The organism is Haloarcula sp. H-hyl2, from assembly GCF_056934385.1.
Map to the genome: position 1 here is coordinate 566,959 of NZ_JBRIIJ010000001.1, position 13,777 is coordinate 580,735.

Annotated in this window: 15 protein-coding genes; 8 read left to right on the forward strand and 7 right to left on the reverse strand. The window is 66.6% G+C overall.

The window, feature by feature from the left end:
• Positions 1 to 35: 35 nt before the first annotated feature.
• Genes meaB through Hhyl2_RS02990 form a run of 3 tightly spaced genes read right to left on the reverse strand, consistent with a single transcriptional unit; the run spans position 36 to position 1,818 of the window.
• Positions 36 to 1,073 (reverse strand): methylmalonyl Co-A mutase-associated GTPase MeaB, encoded by a 1,038-nt coding sequence (gene meaB / locus Hhyl2_RS02980; RefSeq protein ID WP_483549238.1) that lies wholly within the window; start codon positions 1,071 to 1,073, stop codon positions 36 to 38.
• Entirely contained in the window at positions 1,070 to 1,492 is a 423-nt protein-coding gene (locus tag Hhyl2_RS02985; protein ID WP_483549239.1) for a cobalamin B12-binding domain-containing protein, read from the reverse strand. The genes meaB and Hhyl2_RS02985 overlap by 4 nt, the downstream gene beginning before the upstream one ends.
• 50 nt (positions 1,493 to 1,542) lie before the next feature.
• The gene (locus tag Hhyl2_RS02990; protein WP_483549240.1) at positions 1,543 to 1,818 is read right to left on the reverse strand and encodes a DUF7111 family protein; all 276 of its coding nucleotides are present in this window, start codon (positions 1,816 to 1,818) and stop codon (positions 1,543 to 1,545) included.
• A 99-nt stretch (positions 1,819 to 1,917) separates the two neighbouring features.
• Here Hhyl2_RS02990 and Hhyl2_RS02995 point away from each other — a divergent pair, with 99 nt between their 5' ends.
• Complete coding sequence (locus tag Hhyl2_RS02995) at positions 1,918 to 2,199, forward strand: PadR family transcriptional regulator (protein WP_483549241.1); 282 nt, start codon at positions 1,918 to 1,920, stop codon at positions 2,197 to 2,199.
• 368 nt (positions 2,200 to 2,567) lie between these two features.
• On the forward strand, positions 2,568 to 3,440 hold the full coding sequence (locus tag Hhyl2_RS03000) for a class 1 fructose-bisphosphatase (protein ID WP_483549242.1): 873 nt from the start codon (positions 2,568 to 2,570) through the stop codon (positions 3,438 to 3,440).
• Here the strand turns inward: Hhyl2_RS03000 and Hhyl2_RS03005 are convergent.
• Entirely contained in the window at positions 3,437 to 6,232 is a 2,796-nt protein-coding gene (locus Hhyl2_RS03005) for a BGTF surface domain-containing protein (RefSeq protein WP_483549243.1), read from the reverse strand. The two genes, Hhyl2_RS03000 and Hhyl2_RS03005, sit on opposite strands and share 4 nt — an antisense overlap.
• A gap of 154 nt (positions 6,233 to 6,386) precedes the next feature.
• Here Hhyl2_RS03005 and Hhyl2_RS03010 point away from each other — a divergent pair, with 154 nt between their 5' ends.
• From Hhyl2_RS03010 to Hhyl2_RS03025, 4 genes are all read left to right on the forward strand, one after another.
• Positions 6,387 to 6,779 (forward strand): hypothetical protein, encoded by a 393-nt coding sequence (locus Hhyl2_RS03010; protein WP_483549245.1) that lies wholly within the window; start codon positions 6,387 to 6,389, stop codon positions 6,777 to 6,779.
• A gap of 84 nt (positions 6,780 to 6,863) precedes the next feature.
• Positions 6,864 to 7,229, forward strand: coding sequence for a DUF5658 family protein (locus Hhyl2_RS03015; protein WP_483549246.1), 366 nt, complete (start codon positions 6,864 to 6,866; stop codon positions 7,227 to 7,229).
• 75 nt (positions 7,230 to 7,304) lie between these two features.
• Positions 7,305 to 8,561 (forward strand): Glu/Leu/Phe/Val family dehydrogenase, encoded by a 1,257-nt coding sequence (locus tag Hhyl2_RS03020; RefSeq protein WP_483549247.1) that lies wholly within the window; start codon positions 7,305 to 7,307, stop codon positions 8,559 to 8,561.
• Between the two features lie 51 nt (positions 8,562 to 8,612).
• Complete coding sequence (locus Hhyl2_RS03025) at positions 8,613 to 9,098, forward strand: SRPBCC family protein (RefSeq protein ID WP_483549248.1); 486 nt, start codon at positions 8,613 to 8,615, stop codon at positions 9,096 to 9,098.
• Here the strand turns inward: Hhyl2_RS03025 and Hhyl2_RS03030 are convergent.
• Positions 9,095 to 9,631: a hypothetical protein gene (locus tag Hhyl2_RS03030; RefSeq protein WP_483549249.1), complete on the reverse strand. Its 537-nt coding sequence runs from the start codon at positions 9,629 to 9,631 to the stop codon at positions 9,095 to 9,097. The two genes, Hhyl2_RS03025 and Hhyl2_RS03030, sit on opposite strands and share 4 nt — an antisense overlap.
• Positions 9,632 to 9,770: 139 nt before the next feature.
• Between Hhyl2_RS03030 and Hhyl2_RS03035 the strand changes: the two genes are divergently transcribed.
• Both Hhyl2_RS03035 and Hhyl2_RS03040 read left to right on the forward strand, forming a co-directional pair.
• A complete protein-coding gene (locus tag Hhyl2_RS03035) occupies positions 9,771 to 10,322 on the forward strand; it encodes an FAD-dependent oxidoreductase (RefSeq protein ID WP_483549250.1) in 552 nt (183 codons plus the stop codon).
• A 49-nt stretch (positions 10,323 to 10,371) separates the two neighbouring features.
• A complete protein-coding gene (locus Hhyl2_RS03040) occupies positions 10,372 to 11,259 on the forward strand; it encodes a DMT family transporter (protein WP_483549251.1) in 888 nt (295 codons plus the stop codon).
• Here Hhyl2_RS03040 and Hhyl2_RS03045 read toward each other — a convergent pair whose 3' ends face one another.
• Positions 11,260 to 12,072, reverse strand: a complete 813-nt coding sequence (locus Hhyl2_RS03045; protein WP_483549252.1) for an RIO1 family regulatory kinase/ATPase domain-containing protein — start codon at positions 12,070 to 12,072, stop codon at positions 11,260 to 11,262.
• A 44-nt stretch (positions 12,073 to 12,116) separates the two neighbouring features.
• On the reverse strand, positions 12,117 to 13,577 hold the full coding sequence (locus Hhyl2_RS03050) for an RtcB family protein (protein ID WP_483549253.1): 1,461 nt from the start codon (positions 13,575 to 13,577) through the stop codon (positions 12,117 to 12,119).
• Positions 13,578 to 13,777 lie beyond the last annotated feature (200 nt).

Consider the following 13,777-nt stretch of genomic DNA (forward strand, 5'->3'; position numbering starts at 1 on the left):
ACGAGGGCCGGAACGGGCTTAACCGTGGTGGGAAACTACGACCGCTCCTCTGACAGACACTTCCGCAACGGCGCCAGCAGTTCGTCGACGACGCTGTAGGGGTCGGTCTCGCGAGCGACGACCCGGTCGAGGAACTCGTCTAACCCGCCCCGCCGTTCGAGTTCGTCCGACAGCAGCCCGTTTGCGTCCTCCCGCAGGAGCGTTCGTATCTCGGCGGCGTAGCGCTCGCGGGCCTGCTGTTCGCGACGGCCGGTGCGGTCGAGGAACGCGGCGTGGTCGGTCAGCGCGTCGAGGAACGCGTCGACGCCCTCGCCACGGTTCGCGACGGTCTCGACGATGGGTGGGTCCCACGCGTCACCTTCCTCGGCCGTCGTGACCCCTGCACCGTCACCCACCGTCTCGGCGATGGTCCCGTGGTGGCCGGTCTCCGGGCGGCCGCCGCGCTCCTGGAGCATCTCGCGTAACTGCTGGACGGTCCGGTCGGCGCCGTCCAGATCGGCCTTGTTGACGACGAAGACATCGGCGATCTCGAGGATGCCGGCCTTGAGCATCTGGACGTCGTCGCCGCTGCCGGGCGGGACCAGCACGGCGACGGTGTCGGCAGTCCGGACGATGTCGACCTCGTTCTGGCCGGCGCCGACCGTCTCGACGACGATCTTGTCCTTCCCGAAGGCGTCGAGCGCGGTGACGGCGTCGGTCGTCGCCGTCGAGAGGCCGCCCAGCGACCCGCGGGCGGACATCGAGCGGAAGAAGACGTCCATGTCGCCGGCGTTGGAAGCCATGCGGATACGGTCGCCCAGGACTGCGCCGCCGGTGAACGGCGAGGAGGGGTCGATGGCGATGACGCCGACGGTGTCGCCCTGCTCGCGGTAGGCCGCTGCGACCTTGTCGACCAGCGTGGACTTGCCGGCGCCGGGACTGCCCGTGACGCCGATCACGTCGGCGTCGCCGGCGTGGTCGTGCAGCGCCGAGACCTGCTCGCGGTAGCCCGGTGCCCGGTTCTCGATGTTGGTGATGACTCTGGCCAGCGCACTGTGCTTGCCGGCGAGGACGTCCGAGACGAGGTCGCTCATCGCTCGGGGGCGTGCTCGCGGATGTAGGTAATCATCTCCGCCATCGAGGCGCCGGGGCCGAATATCTCGTCGACGCCCCGGTCGCGCAACTCGGCCTTGTCGTCGTCGGGGACGATGCCGCCGACCAGGATCAGACGGTCGTCGAAGGCGTCGTACTGTTTCAGTCCGTCGAGGATCTTCGGGACCAGCGTGTTGTGCGCTCCCGAGAGGATGGAGATGCCGACGACGTCGACGTCCTCCTGGACGGCGGCCTGGACGACCTCCTCGGGCGAGCGGTGCAGCCCCGAGTAGATGACCTCGAAGCCGGCGTCCCGTAGCGCCCGAGAGATGACGTGGGCACCCCTGTCGTGGCCGTCCAGTCCCACTTTCGCCACCAGGCACCTGATGGTCCGCTCCGATTGCTCCTGCTCGACGCTCATGTGTGACCGTACCACGTGGCGTGGTTTCACTCTTTGCCTGCCGTCGCAGGTTACATCCCCATGTCGTCGGCGGCCGCGGGCACCGGGAGCGAGTGGGCGTCGGTCCCCAATAGCTCGGCCGCGTGGTCCAGCGCCATGTCGAAGCCGTAGTATCGCTCCAGTTCGTCGCCATCGGCGGCGGGGCGGACCTTCAGCATGGCGTACCCCTCGACGTTCTGTGCGATGGCAGCGGTCCGGCCGTCCCGTTCGAATGTCAGCAGGCGCTCGGTCTCCGTCTCGCGGTACGTCGCCGTGATGCCGTCCGCGACCGCTTCGGTGTCGGTCATCGTCGTGGAGTTGGACTGGAGACAGTCGAAGCTACCGGTTCCGAACACGGGGCGGGCGCAGTCGAAAGAGCCGAGAGTCCCGCTCGCTTCTGTCCGGGTATGCCGAAGTGGCTCCAGAGCGGGCGCCGACGGGACATGTGCATCCTGCTGGCCGGCGCCGAGGACGGCGAACTCGGCGGCCAGCGCCTCAAGACCCGCCTCGAATCCCGCTACGACACGCGTATCGAACCACAGAGTTTCTACGGGGCGCTGACGGCCCTGGAAGACGCCGGCTTCGTCACCCACAGGACCGACGGCATCACCGACAAGTATTCGCTCACCGACGCGGGGGAACGGCGCCTCCGTGAGCAGTACGAGTGGATGAGCGAGCAGGTCCAGTAGCCATCGGAATCAGTGCGTACCCGATCGTACGACAGCAGTACGATCGCTGTGTAAACCGTTCGATGACTACTGTTGTCGACGAGTGACGCCGACGCTGTATCTCCTGATCCTGTCGACCCGCATCAGGTCTGAACTCGACACCGAGTTGTGTTGAGAGTCTGGTAGATAGACTGTTTACTCGCTCTGGTAGAAGTTCACACGCCTTCTAGGACCTTATACTCCCGAAATCGAACGATTCACTCGAAGCGTAGTAAATGTCAGCAACAAGATACTTAACCCTCCCGCGAGAGGTACCACCTGATGCGTTCCACCATCTCGCCTGGACGACCGACCTATCGCGATCCCTGTTCACCCCGATTTTCGAACCAATGAGCAAGTCACTCGACAGCGCGACCGCAGCGACCGACAGCACCATCGATCAGACCATCGAGACTATCGCCGAGACCGCCCCGGCGGTCCGGACGGCCATCGCGACACACCGCGAGCAGGCCGGGACCGTCAACCCCAGCGGCGACGAGCAACTGGCCGCGGACGTCAGGGCCGACGAACTGTTCGAGCAGCGCATCCTGGGCATCGACGGCATCGCCAGCTACGCCAGCGAGGAGCGCGACGAGATCGCGACCGCCGACGGTCGCCTCCACGTGGCGATGGACCCGCTGGACGGCTCCTCGAACCTCGAACCCAACAGCGGGATGGGGACCATCTTCGGCGTCTACAGCGAGCGGCCGCCGACCCACGGCAAATACCTGCTCGCAGCGGGGTTCGTCATCTACGGTCCCGTGACCTCGATGGTGGTCGCCCGTAACGGGCGCGTCCGTGAGTACATCGTCGAGGCGGACGACTACCGACTGGTCGACGACGACGTCACCATCCCGTCGGACCCGACCGTCTTCGGCTTCGGAGGCGGCGTCGACTCCTGGACCGACGACTTCGAGACCTTCGCCGAGGAGATCCGCCGCGAGCTGAAACTGCGCTACGGCGGAGCGATGATCGCCGATATCAACCAGGTCCTCTCCTACGGTGGGATGTTCTCGTATCCGGCGCTGCAGTCCCGCCCCGAGGGCAAACTCCGCCTCCAGTTCGAGGGCCAGCCGATGGCCTACATCGTCGAGACGGCTGGCGGGCGCTCCTCGAACGGTTCGGGGTCACTACTGGAGACGAACCCTGACGAACTCCACGAGCGGACGCCCCTGTACCTGGGCAACGCGGCGCTGATCGACAGGCTCGAAGCCCGACTTTAGAGGAAGTAGTCGACGAGGTAGGCGCCGCCGACGATCACCGTCGCACCCAGCGCGTCCCGCGTTCGCTGTGCTCCGAGCGGCGGAATCGGCAGCGCGCTCTCCTGTGCGTCCTCGGATGGCGTCTCACTGCTGTTGGTCGGGGTTCCCGGCGTCGACGTGGCCGATGTCTGTGTCTGAGCCTGTGCTCCCGCGTCCGTTCCGACAGGTGTCGGCGTCGTGGTCGCCACCGGCGCTGGCGTCGCGGTCGGTGTCGCCTCCCCGGCGCCCTCGACGGTGAGCGCGCCGGTCTGTGTGTCGGTCCCGGTCGCCAGCGTCACGTTGTACGTCCCCGGGTCTCGGTTCGGGAAGACAGTGTCGTAGGTGTAGGTCACCGACTCGTTCGTCCGCAGAAGTTCCACCTGGGACGCGACCGTCTCGTTCTCGATGGCCAGTGTGACGTTCTGCTGGCCCTCGACGCTGCCAGTGTTGCGGATCGTCGCCGAGAAGTTCGAGAGGGACTCGCCCTGTCCGATACTCGTCTCCGCGGGCATGCTCGTGATCTCGAAGTCGGCCGGAGCCGACCCGTTCGCCACGACCACGCCGCGCTGTTCGTCGAAGAACCGCTGGTCCTGATCTGGCGCGGTCGGTTTGCTGGTGTAGAACTCCACGTCGATGGTCTCACCGGGTTCGAGTGTCGAGAGGTCGACCGACGTTCCGAAGCTGCCGTCTCCACCGACCGTCCCCTGGGTGGTCGATATCGTTCGGATCGGCTCTTGCTCGCCGGCGACGACGTGGATCCAGTAGGGCGTTCCCGGTGCCATGTTCGTCGTTCCGGAGAGACGCGCCCCCGCCGTCGGCTCCAGTACGAGCCGGCCCTGCGTGCTCAACTGATCGTACTCGATCCGTGGTTTCTCGAAGGTAAACGTCGTCGTCGCAGTCCGCTCTTCGGTGACGTAGGGGAAGTGCTCGGTCCCGTCGTCGGCCGGTTCGTTCGCCGGTGCGAACGCCGGTGGCAGCTCGCCAGGGCCGGTTTCCTGGAATTCGTATTGCTCGCCGGCCGGGAGTTCGTAGGTGAATTCGACGCGATAGGTCTCACCCGGTTCGGGCTTCCCCTCGAATGGGCGGCGGTGGCGTGTGTCGATGACGAGATAGAACGTCTCCAGGCGCTTGCCCTCGGGACCCGGTTCGGTGAGCAACACGACGTCCTGTGGCGCTGCCGTCTCGAAGTCGACTCGATTGGGTTCGGCGTTCACACCGGGGTCGACTTCGGTGATCGTGAGGTTGACTCCCTCCTGGCGGTCCCGGAGTGCCAGTAAGTTGGTCAGGTTCGCGGCTGCGGCCGTCTGTGGGTCGCCGGTGATGTCGGTCATCGCTCCCATCGTCCCGTTCCCGCCGAACTCGACGACGAGACGGTCGCCCAGCGTGACGTTCGACGACTCCACGACGCCGCCTGGGAGGCTGCTCTCGCCCTGTACCCTGTCCGCGTTGGCACTCGGGCCAGTGTAGGTCGCTGCGGTGCCCATGCCGGGCTGGACGAGTCGGAGGTTCGAGCGAGCCAGCGAGTGTCGGAAGTCGGGTACCCCGTCGTTTCTGACGACGATGTCGTCACCGGTCCCAGCGACGAGGCGATAGCGGGCTGGCCGTAGCGGTCGTGGGAGCTGACCGATGCCGACGTGGCGCTTGAACGCCGCGAGGGTGTCGGCGACCGGCTTGCCGTCGACGGTCTCGAAGGAGAGGTCGTCGAACTCCGCCGTCGCCTCGGGATCGGTCGTGGGGCCGTAGGTGTGTGCGTAGCTGACTACCGTCCCGCTCTGTGGTCGGTAGACTGCCGACGACGGCACGTCGGTTCCCACGAGCCGGGTGTTGATCGTGAACGTCGCACCGTTCTCGACGTACAGGATATCGAGGTAGTTTCTGAGGCCGGTCCCGCCGGTCCGCTTGTCGCCGCCGATCATCACGTAGCCCGCGTCGGTGTTCTGGAAGGAGACCGTGACGGTCACGAGGTCGCCAGCGGTCGTCTCGTAGAGGGGCTTGCCGAACGAGGCCGTGTGTGGTTCCTCGACGACACTGATGTTCGCCGTCCCCGTCCAGCCGTCCGGTCGGTTTACCGCCGCGAACTCGAAGACGTAGTCGGCCGCGCTGGTCTCCTCGAAGGTGACCGTCGAGCCGTTGTAGGTGGTCGAGTCGACGATGACGATCTTCGAGTCCGATCCCTCGACGTGGTTCGCGTACATCGCGACCCCGTTGACCGTGGTCGCGTCGCCCAGATCACCGGGGACAGCGTCGTTCGGGACGGTAGACGCGGGACGGCCGGCGAAGATGCGGAACAACTGCCGTGCGGTCAGCCGGTCGGAACTGACTTCGATCGGTGTGTAGGGTCTCCGGGCCGACACCAGCAACCGTGCGTCGGTGTTGCTCCCGTTCGTGTTGACCGTCGTCTTGACGTCCCCGTTCTCGTCGACGAAGCGGGCCATTCCCCGGTCGGCTCTTGGCTCCTCTTCCTCCGGTGGGACACCCTCTCGTGGTTCTTCGTCCGTGGGTTCGTCCTCTCGTGGTTCTTCGCCCGGAGGCTCCGCTTGTGCCGTCTCGCCGGTCGCGTCTGTGGCCTGCTCCGTGTCGGTCGTTTCGTTCGCTGCCGTGATCGGACCCTCGACCGTGTCGCTCCCGGTCTGCTGGTCGCTGGCCTGGGCGCCGACAGGTGGAACGAGGAGGCTCAGGACCACGACGACGACGAACACGACCACGAGGCTCTCGAGGGCACCACGCTGGACCCGGTGGCCGTCGACCGTCGGAGAGGGTGATCGCGGAATCATCGGTGTAAGACAGCTATCGGGGTTGGTACTGGTCCGTATATCACCGCTCAGCCGGCTTATGTCTGTGGGACGGATTCTCAGCAGCAATAATCGACGGCCACGGACCGACACCATCACAATGTTCATAATCGCGTGCCGTCACGGTACTGGACGTATGCCGGACTGTGACGCGTGTGGACTCTCGCTGAACGGTTCGGTCAACTTCTGTCCCCGGTGTGGGAGTCCACAGAACGAGGCCGCCGCGAAGCGACTCGACGACTACGTCGAACAGAAGGCGGCACAGGTGGCCGAGACCGAGGACTCCGGAACCGGGACGGCGCTCGCGGACCGGGTGAGCTATCTCGTCGGCTACGTCACCATCATCGTCGCCTTCGCCGTCGCCTCGGACGTCCGGACGGTCCTGTTCCTGCTCGGGGGCATCGTGATCCTCCCACCGGTGGGCCGACTCGTCGGTCGCCTCGTCGGGCAGTCTCTCGACCGTCGGATCAGAGCGGCCGTCTTCCTCCTCCTCGTGGTAGCCGGTACTGCAGCTGGTCAGTTCCTCTGAGCGGCCCGAAACGGTGGATTTTTTACACACCGATAGGACGTGACAATAGGGCCACGAGCAGGGGTGGTGGCCCGGGGGGACGCCGTGTACTCAGGAGACCGACTGGTCCGGCTAGGGACCGCTGGTGGGTGGTATCGGACGGTACTGGACGAACTCGCGGATGTCGAGCGTGTGCTGTGGCTCGTCGTCGTCGTCACGCTGGTCGTCGACGTCTGGCTCACGCATCTCGGTCTCGAGACCGGCCTCCGCGAGGGGAACCCGCTCATGCGGCTGGCTATCGAGACGTTCGGGATCGCCGTCCTCGTGGTCGTGAAGATAGCCGTCCTCGCGCTCGCGGGTGCGGCCCGTCGTGCGCTGTCCGGACCGGACGGCGTGGTCGTGCCACTCGGTGTGGCGCTGCCCTGGGCCGTCGCTGTCTGCATCAACGGGACGCTCATCTTCGGCGGGTAACCGGTCGGGTCGTGGACCCGGACCACCGCCCATGGGTGGCGGTACCCTTTTGCGGTCTCTCTGTCAACTTTCGCCATGGCAAACGAGGTCAACCCGTTCGAGAGTCTGCAAGAGCAGATCGAGGACGCGGCCGAGTATCTCCCCTATCCGACGGACGTCCTCGAGCGGCTGAAACACCCGGAACGGGTACTCGAGACGAACCTCTCTGTCGAGCTGGACGACGGGTCGATCGAGGTGTTCCGGGCGTACCGGTCGCAGTTCAACGGCGACCGGGGGCCCTACAAAGGCGGGATCCGCTATCATCCACAGGTCACCCGCGACGAGGTGAAGGCGCTCTCGGGCTGGATGGTCTACAAGTGCGCTGCCGTCAACATCCCCTACGGCGGCGGGAAAGGGGGGATCGAGATCGATCCCGACGCCTACTCCGACAGCGAACTGGAGCGGGTCACACGGTCGTTCGCGAAGGAACTCAGGCCGTTCATCGGCGCCGACCGCGACATCCCCGCACCGGACGTCAACACCGGCCAGCGGGAGATGAACTGGATCAAGGACACCTACGAGACCCTGGAGAACACGACCGAACCGGGCGTCATCACCGGCAAGGCACTCGACTCTGGCGGGAGCGCCGGCCGGGTCGAAGCCACCGGCCGGTCGGTGATGCTCACCACGCGGGAGGCGTTCGACTACCTGGGGAAGGAGATCGAGGGCGCGACCGTGGCCGTCCAGGGGTACGGCAACGCCGGCTCCGTCGCTGCGAAACTCATCGAGGACCTCGGTGCGAACGTCGTCGCCGTCTCGGACTCCTCTGGAGCGGTCTACAACCCCGACGGCCTCGATACACGTGCCGCCAAGGATCACAAGGGAGAGACCGGTTCGCTGGCTGGCTTCGAGGGCGCGACCGAGGAACTGACCAACAAGGAGTTACTGACGATGGACGTCGACGTGCTCGTCCCGGCCGCCTTGGAGAACGCGATCACCCAGGAGATCGCTCGCGAGGTCAGCGCCGACATCATCGTCGAGGCAGCCAACGGCCCACTGACGCCGAACGCAGACGACGTCCTGACCGACCGTGACGTCCACGTCTTCCCCGACATTCTCGCGAACGCCGGCGGCGTGACGGTCTCGTACTTCGAGTGGGTCCAGAACCGCCAGCGGTTCTCCTGGACCGAACAGCGCGTCAACGACGAACTCGAACGGGTCATCACCGAGGCCTTCGAGGACCTGGTCGAGACCTACGAGGACACCGAGGCACCGAACCTCCGGACGGCGATGTACGTCGTGGCGATCAAGCGGGTCGTCAGTGCCGCCGAACAGGGCGGCATCTGGCCGTAGGTCGACGGCCGGGACCGTCGGCGTTTTCCTCGCTCCCTCCTAACCGCCGGTATGGACACCTACGACCGGCGGGTCCGCGTGAAGGCACCCTTCGAACGCGTCTGGGAGTTCCACTCCTCGGGCGACGGGTTGGTCGCACTGACGCCGGACTGGATGCACCTCCGCATCGAGGAGACGCGCGGGCCGGACGGCGAACCCGACCCCGAGGTGCTGGAGGCCGGGTCGACCGTGGTCTCCTCCGTCCAGCCCTTCGGCGTCGGGCCGCGCCAGCGCTGGGTCTCGGATATCGTCGCCCGCGAGGCGGGTGACGGCGAGGCGATGTTCCGCGACGTGATGCGGGAGGGGCCGTTCCCCCACTGGGAACACACCCACCGGTTCGTGGCCGACGGCCCCGACGCCACTATCGTCGAGGATTCGGTCGAGTACGAACTCCCCGGCGGCCCGCTGGGTCGAGCGGTGGGTCCGCTGGGCGTCGTCGGCTTCGAGCCCATGTTCCGGTACCGACACCGGACGACGAAGGAACTGCTGGAAGACTAGAGGTACTGGACCTCGCTGTGCCCGACCGCGACCGGGACGGCCCGTTCGAGCGAGCGACCGTCGAACTCGACGGTCGCCCGTATCGTCCGCGGCGCGACCGAGAGCACACGCTCCATCGGGACGTCCGGTTCGTTCACGACCGTCCCGTCTCTGTTCCTGGTGACGGTGTGATCGACGGTCACGACGAGGCCGAACAGGAGACTCCGGATGCCACGGCCCAGTCCAGGGTCGTCTGCTTCGAGGCGGTCGTCGACGATCGGGAGGACCGTCTCGGCGGCGTGTTCGATGGCTGCCCGCTTCGCCCACTGGTCGAAGGGTTCGGTCCCGTGTTCGTCCCGGACACGATCCGACTCGGCCAGGTATTCGACTGCGTCGTCGGTGACTGTCTTCGTCGTCGCTGCTGGCTCGCCGTCCGGCCGGTGGAGGCGTCCGTCGGCTGCGATGTCTGCTCTCGTTCCGCTCGCGATGGCGGTCCCGCCGGCGATCGCCGCGAGCGATCCGCCCAGGGAGGCGAGGAACCGTCGTCGGTCCATATCGTCAGACTCACACAGATCGGGAATAAGCCTTCAGTTGACACAAACGGCGGTTGTAGCGACCGGCAGGACCGAAGCGCGTGTGCAGTCGTTCCACACAGCCACACGCTTTTCCAGCGTGAGTCCTTCGTATCCGTGTATGCCGGACGTACTCGTCGTCGGTGGTGGTCCCGCCGGCCTCAGTGCTGCACTGTTCACGTCGAAGAACGGTCTCGACACGGTGGTCTACGACACCGACGACACGTGGTTGCACAAGGCCCACCTGTTCAACTACCTCGGGATCGAATCGAAGGATGGCGACGCGTTCCACGCCGACGCCCGCGACCAGGTCGCCGGCTTCGGTGCCGACCTCCGGGACGGCGAAGTGACAGCAGTCGAGCAGACCGACGACGGGTTCGAGGCGACGGTCGACGGCGAGACGGTCGCCACAACCTATCTCGTGCTCGCGACCGGGACGGACCGCTCGCTCGCGGAGTCGCTGGGTTGTGCGTTCGACGACGACGTCGTCGAGGTGGATGTCTCGATGGCCACGAGCGTCGACGACGTCTACGCGACCGGCGCGATGGTCCGCGACCAGGAGTGGCAGGCCATCATCTCGGCCGGCGACGGCGGTGCGGCGGCGCTGGACATCCTCTCGAAGGAGGAGGGCGAACATTTCCACGACTTCGATACGCCCGCCGACGCCGAGTAGCCCGTCGGAACCCTCTAGCTTCTTGTCCCGGTACTCCCTCGGGGCGTCTGTGTTCGAACGCCGATTCGACCCGCGGGTCGGACTCGTGGTCGCGGTGCTCGCCGTCAGTACGAGTGCGATCCTCGTCCGCTGGAGCGACGCGCCCCCGCTGGTCGCGGCGTTCTACCGCGTCCTGTTCACGACGGCACTGGTCGCGCCGGTCGCGCTGGGGAGACACGCGGCGCGGCTGTCGGACCTGTCAGGACGTGACCTGCTCGCGGCCGGCTTGACCGGCGTCGCGCTGGCGGTCCACTTCGCCGCGTGGTTTGAGAGTCTCTCCTGGACCAGCGTCGCCGCGTCGGTGACGCTCGTCCAGTCCCACCCGCTGTTCGTCGCGCTGGGGGCGTGGCTGCTTCTCGACGAGCGCGTCAGTCCGCGGACGGCCGTCGGCGTGCTGGTGGCCGTCGTCGGGATGCTGGTGATGTCGGTCGGGGACCTGCTGGGTGGGGGTGTCGGCCCCGCCCCGCTCTACGGGAACGGCCTCGCCGCGCTGGGTGGCCTGATGACGGCGGCCTATCTGCTCGCCGGGCGCTCGATACGACAGCGCCTCCCGCTGCTCCCGTACGTGACCGTCGTCTACGGCGTCGCCGCCGCCTGTCTGCTGGTCCTCGTCGTGAGCAGCGGCCACGCCGTCACCGGCTACCCCGCCCGCGAGTGGTGGCTCTTCCTCGCCATGGCGGTCGGCCCGGGCGTCTTCGGGCACACCGTCCTCAACTGGGCGCTGGAACACGTCGATTCCAGCCTGGTGAGCGTCTCGCTGCTGGGCGAACCGATGGGCAGCGCCCTGCTCGCGCTGCTGTTGCTCGCGGAGGTCCCCAGTGTGGCGACGCTCGCCGGCGGCGCCGTCGTCCTCGCCGGCATCGCCGTCACCGCGCGCGGCCGGCCCGGTCCGGACTGATCAGCCCGCCGGGCCGCCGCTGGCCAGTTTGTCGACGGCACCCCTGATGTCGCCGGCGTCGAAGTCGTGGTCCGGACGGATGTTGACGAAATCCAGGAACTCCTCGGCGGCGAGCAGTTCGTTCGTCTCGTAGTACTCCGCGGCTGCCCTGACGGCAACGTCGGCGCCGATGATCGGCTCCAGCGCGCCCAGCGCACAGGCCAGGTCGTAGGCCCGCGCGTCGGCGATGGCGTCCGCGCGGACACTCGTCGCGTCGATGAAGTACACCTCGTCGTCGGCCAGCAGGACGTTCTCACAGCGGAAGTCGCCGTGTGCGAGGCCGTCCTCGTGCATCAGGTGGAGGAACTCGAACACCGTCGGTGCGTGGGCTTCGACGGTTCCGGCCGTCAGGTCGTCGAACGTCTCGAACTCCGCCAGGTACTCCAGTACCACGACGCCCATCCCCTCGTACTCGAAGGCCTCGACGGGTTCGGGGGCGTTGATGCCCAGTTCGCGCATCCGCTCTGTCGCGGCCAGTTCGTGCTCGGCCATCTCGTAGGGGGTCCCGAAATGCTCGAAGAAGCCCTCCGTCCCCGAGGAGAAGGCCCCGAGGTTCCGGCCGGTGGTCAGGAGCGCGTGGACCAGCGAGTTCTGCTGGGTGATCACCTTCACGAACCAGTGATTGTTGATCACCAGCGGCGTCGAGAGCCAGTTGTCGGCCTCCAGGAACTCGACGCGTGCCGACGGCTCGTCGTAGCGGTCCATCACCGCCTGGGTCACGCCGACCAGTTGGTCCCAGGGAACCGTCCCGCGCAGGAACCGTCGGAACGCCATCGACCGGACAGAGGTGTGGCCCCCGGATATGGCTTGTGCCCCGATCAGGCGGTGGCTTTGAGGTTGTGGACGACGTCGAGCCACTCGACGATCTCGGCGGTCGGCTCGATGGCCGACTGGATGGCGCTGACGTCCTTGTAGGCCATCGGCGCCTCGTCCCGGACCGCCTCGACGACGGACTCGGAGTAGATGCCGTCCATCGCCGCGGCGAACTCGTCCATGTCGACGACGTCGTGGGCGTGGGTCCGGCTCATCACGCGGCCGGCGCCGTGGGGGGCGGTCTGGTGGTAGTCGTCGTTGCCCTTCCCGCGAGCGATGACCGACCCTTCGGCCATGTTGAACGGGATGACCAGGCGCTGGCCCTCGCGGGCGGGCGTCGCCCCCTTCCGGATCGTCAGGTCCCGGAAGTCGATGTAGTTGTGGATCGACTGGAAGCGCTCGACCGGTTCCACGCCGATGGCGTCACAGATGGCGTCGCTCATCAGTTCGCGGTTCCAGCGGGCGTACTGCTGGGCGAACAGCATGTCGACGTAGTAGCCGTGGGCCTCGCGGCCTTCGAGCCAGTCGAGGTCCGTGTTGCGGTCGCTGTCGGTGCTGTGGACCGCGTCCTGGAGCTGGCCGAGCTTGTCGAAGGCGGCCTCGATCTCTTTCCCGTCGAGTTCACGCCGGAGGCGGTCTTTCTCCAGGTAGGACTCGCCCTTGCCGCCAGTGACCCACTCGTAGAGGTCACGCGACTCGACGGTGTCGGGGTCGAACTTCAGGAACTGCGTGTACTCGTCGGGAATCTCGTCGCGGATGGCACCGATGGTCCGGCGGTCCGTCGCCGTCGACTGCCAGTACTCGGCGACGGACTTCCCGAGGTAGCGCGATCCACTGTGGATGACGAGCCAGTAGTCGCCGGACTCGCGCGCACGAGCGAACTCGACGAAGTGGTTCCCGCCGCCCAGCGTCCCGGCGCTCTTGATGACGTGGTCCATCCCCTGGCGCTGGGCTGCGAGCACGCGGTCACACAGGCCCTCGAAGTAGTCGCCGTCGTAGCCGTCGAAGTCGAATTCGATCGGGTCGATGTGCTCGCCGAACCGCTCGGCGAAGGCCTCGTCGAACTGCTCGAAGACGTCGTTGGCCCGGTCGAACGGGAACTCCTCGACGAAGTGGACGGCGTCGTCGTAGTCGTGAACCGACCGACCCATCGGAACTGCCTCGCGGACGCGGCGCTCTCGCTCGGCGTCTTCGAGGGGGAGCTCCGGCCCGAGGTTCGTCGCGCACATCCCACAGCCGACGTCGACGCCGACGATGTTCGGGACGACGCGGTCTGCCAGTGGCATCGTGAAGCCGATGGGCGCGCCGGCGCCCCAGTGGGTGTCGGGCATCACCCGGACCGGCTCGGTGAACGCAGGATGGTCGATGAGTGTCTTGATCTGGTCGAGACACCCCTCCTCGACGAGCGACTCGTCGTCTACCATGACGTGTGCCGTCGTGTGGGCACCGTCGAGTTGCAGGGTCATTGCCCGGAGTTAGCCGACTGCCGGTGTTGAAGTTCACGGTCGTCTGTGAGTGGGTGGCGCGGCTGGAGAACGCGGAAAAAGGCCCGCCCGAACACGGGGTTACGATCGAAACTACAGAATTCCTCATTCTCAGCCCGTCAGAACCGTTTTCAGTCGCTGGGAACGTCCGTCTGTTTATATGCTCCCTCCGTCCAGATGTC

Bases quoted from the DNA above. Each gene is read 5' to 3' on its own strand.
- meaB (WP_483549238.1), bottom strand. From the start codon at position 1,073: ATGAGCGACCTCGTCTCGGACGTCCTCGCCGGCAAGCACAGTGCGCTG.
- Hhyl2_RS02985 (WP_483549239.1), bottom strand. From the start codon at position 1,492: ATGAGCGTCGAGCAGGAGCAATCGGAGCGGACCATCAGGTGCCTGGTG.
- Hhyl2_RS02990 (WP_483549240.1), bottom strand. From the start codon at position 1,818: ATGACCGACACCGAAGCGGTCGCGGACGGCATCACGGCGACGTACCGC.
- Hhyl2_RS02995 (WP_483549241.1), top strand. From the start codon at position 1,918: ATGCCGAAGTGGCTCCAGAGCGGGCGCCGACGGGACATGTGCATCCTG.
- Hhyl2_RS03000 (WP_483549242.1), top strand. From the start codon at position 2,568: ATGAGCAAGTCACTCGACAGCGCGACCGCAGCGACCGACAGCACCATC.
- Hhyl2_RS03005 (WP_483549243.1), bottom strand. From the start codon at position 6,232: ATGATTCCGCGATCACCCTCTCCGACGGTCGACGGCCACCGGGTCCAG.
- Hhyl2_RS03010 (WP_483549245.1), top strand. From the start codon at position 6,387: ATGCCGGACTGTGACGCGTGTGGACTCTCGCTGAACGGTTCGGTCAAC.
- Hhyl2_RS03020 (WP_483549247.1), top strand. From the start codon at position 7,305: ATGGCAAACGAGGTCAACCCGTTCGAGAGTCTGCAAGAGCAGATCGAG.
- Hhyl2_RS03025 (WP_483549248.1), top strand. From the start codon at position 8,613: ATGGACACCTACGACCGGCGGGTCCGCGTGAAGGCACCCTTCGAACGC.
- Hhyl2_RS03030 (WP_483549249.1), bottom strand. From the start codon at position 9,631: ATGGACCGACGACGGTTCCTCGCCTCCCTGGGCGGATCGCTCGCGGCG.
- Hhyl2_RS03035 (WP_483549250.1), top strand. From the start codon at position 9,771: ATGCCGGACGTACTCGTCGTCGGTGGTGGTCCCGCCGGCCTCAGTGCT.
- Hhyl2_RS03045 (WP_483549252.1), bottom strand. From the start codon at position 12,072: ATGGCGTTCCGACGGTTCCTGCGCGGGACGGTTCCCTGGGACCAACTG.
- Hhyl2_RS03050 (WP_483549253.1), bottom strand. From the start codon at position 13,577: ATGACCCTGCAACTCGACGGTGCCCACACGACGGCACACGTCATGGTA.